This is a genomic window from Herbaspirillum camelliae, assembly GCF_001929405.1.
GTDB classification, from domain to species: Bacteria; Pseudomonadota; Gammaproteobacteria; order Burkholderiales; family Burkholderiaceae_D; genus Herbaspirillum; species Herbaspirillum seropedicae.
This window is the reverse complement of sequence record NZ_MIJG01000009.1, coordinates 1-1,452: the sequence shown is the minus strand read 5'-3', so window position 1 is coordinate 1,452 and position 1,452 is coordinate 1. Positions and strand designations below refer to the sequence as shown.

The following is a 1,452-nucleotide window of genomic DNA, read 5'->3' as shown; positions in this document are numbered from 1 at the left end:
GGTAGATTCAACCGGTCGTCGCAACACCAGATTGTTGAACAGATTTTAGATACTCGTCCAGTGCTTCGGCCGGTGTCTTCCAACCAAGCGTTTTTCGAGGTCTGGAGTTGAGTGTATTAGCAACGGCCTGGATCTCGCGAACGCTCCACCGAGACAAGTCGGTACCCTTTGGGAAGTATTGTCGCAAAAGACCGTTCGTATTTTCGTTTGTGCCACGCTGCCATGGACTGTACGGGTCGGCAAAAAATACCTTTACCCCGGATTCGACCGTGAAGCGGGCGTGATCAGATAGTTCTTTGCCACGATCCCAGGTCAATGATTGCCACAAAAGAGCAGGCATGTCAGCCACTGCATTTCTGAGCGCATTAGCCATCGTAACAGCTCCGTAGCCAGCCAGCGCAGGACCATTTTTCGTCCTTGGTATCAATCCGTAGCCTTCCTCGCGCGGTAGGTGGACGAGCATAGTGAATCGGCTTGATCGCTCGACCAGCGTCCCGATTGCAGACCGGTTCAGGCCAATGATCAGATCCCCTTCCCAATGCCCTGGTACGGCACGATCTTGGGCTTCTGCAGGACGGTTAGTGATCATTACATCCTCGCTAACGTGCGCCCAAACTTTGGCTTGTGCTCTAGCCCTCGGCACGCGCAACGCCCGACCAGTGCGCAGACAGCTAACTAGCTCTCGCTTAAGAGCTCCTCGACCCTGGATATAAAGTGCTTGGTAAATGGCTTCGTGAGAGATTCGCATGGACTTGTCATTCGGAAAGTCGATTTGCAGCCGGTTGGAAATCTGCTCAGGCGACCAACCATTGACCCATTTACGGTCACCGCGATGCGGCTTGTTTCTGCCTATGAACGGCGCTTGCCGAGGACCAGAAACGTCACGGCCATCAGCACCGCGAACCTTGCCCTCCAGACGGTCTTGGACGTAATCGTGCAACCGTGGATTAGTTACTAGCTTCGAAGGCTTGGGTCTCTTTGCGACGAGTTCAGTCTTCCACTGCGCCACCGACGCTCGATACTCAAGTCGACCAGCACGAGTTGCAACGTTGCGTTTCAGCTCCCGGGAAACCGTCGACGCGCTGCGCCCAATACGGCGAGCAATCGCTCTTACTCCGATGCCTTGGCACGAAAGAAGTCCGATCTCTTCTCGCTCTGAAAACGACAAGTATCTCCCGGATAACGGGCTTAACATAGAAAGTGGCATACCACCATTGTGACGGAACCAACGCGTCCCTACTGCCGGTGACACACCGACCGCCTCAGCAGCCTTCTCACTCGTAATACCTGTTGCGATTTGCTCCCAGAATCGCCGCTCGGTGTCCCGGCGATGCGACGGCGCACCTGGTGATCGCATCGCCCCTCGCCCCGTCAACTTGTACATCCATCCCACTGGTCGTCCCATAAACACCTCTTTGATTAAAGGTGTTGCGACCACCGATTGAATCTGCC

The 1,452-nt window shown here is 54.9% G+C and carries 1 protein-coding gene; it reads right to left on the bottom strand.

Annotation, left to right across the window (positions count from 1 at the left end; all coding sequences use genetic code 11):
* Positions 1-7: 7 nt before the first annotated feature.
* Entirely contained in the window at positions 8-1,384 is a 1,377-nt protein-coding gene (locus BGK68_RS27110) for an IS30 family transposase (RefSeq protein WP_083657723.1), read from the bottom strand.
* Positions 1,385-1,452 lie beyond the last annotated feature (68 nt).

What these genes read in the sequence shown, in the direction of transcription:
- BGK68_RS27110 (WP_083657723.1), bottom strand. Translation starts at nt 1,384, where the DNA reads ATGTACAAGTTGACGGGGCGAGGGGCGATGCGATCACCAGGTGCGCCG.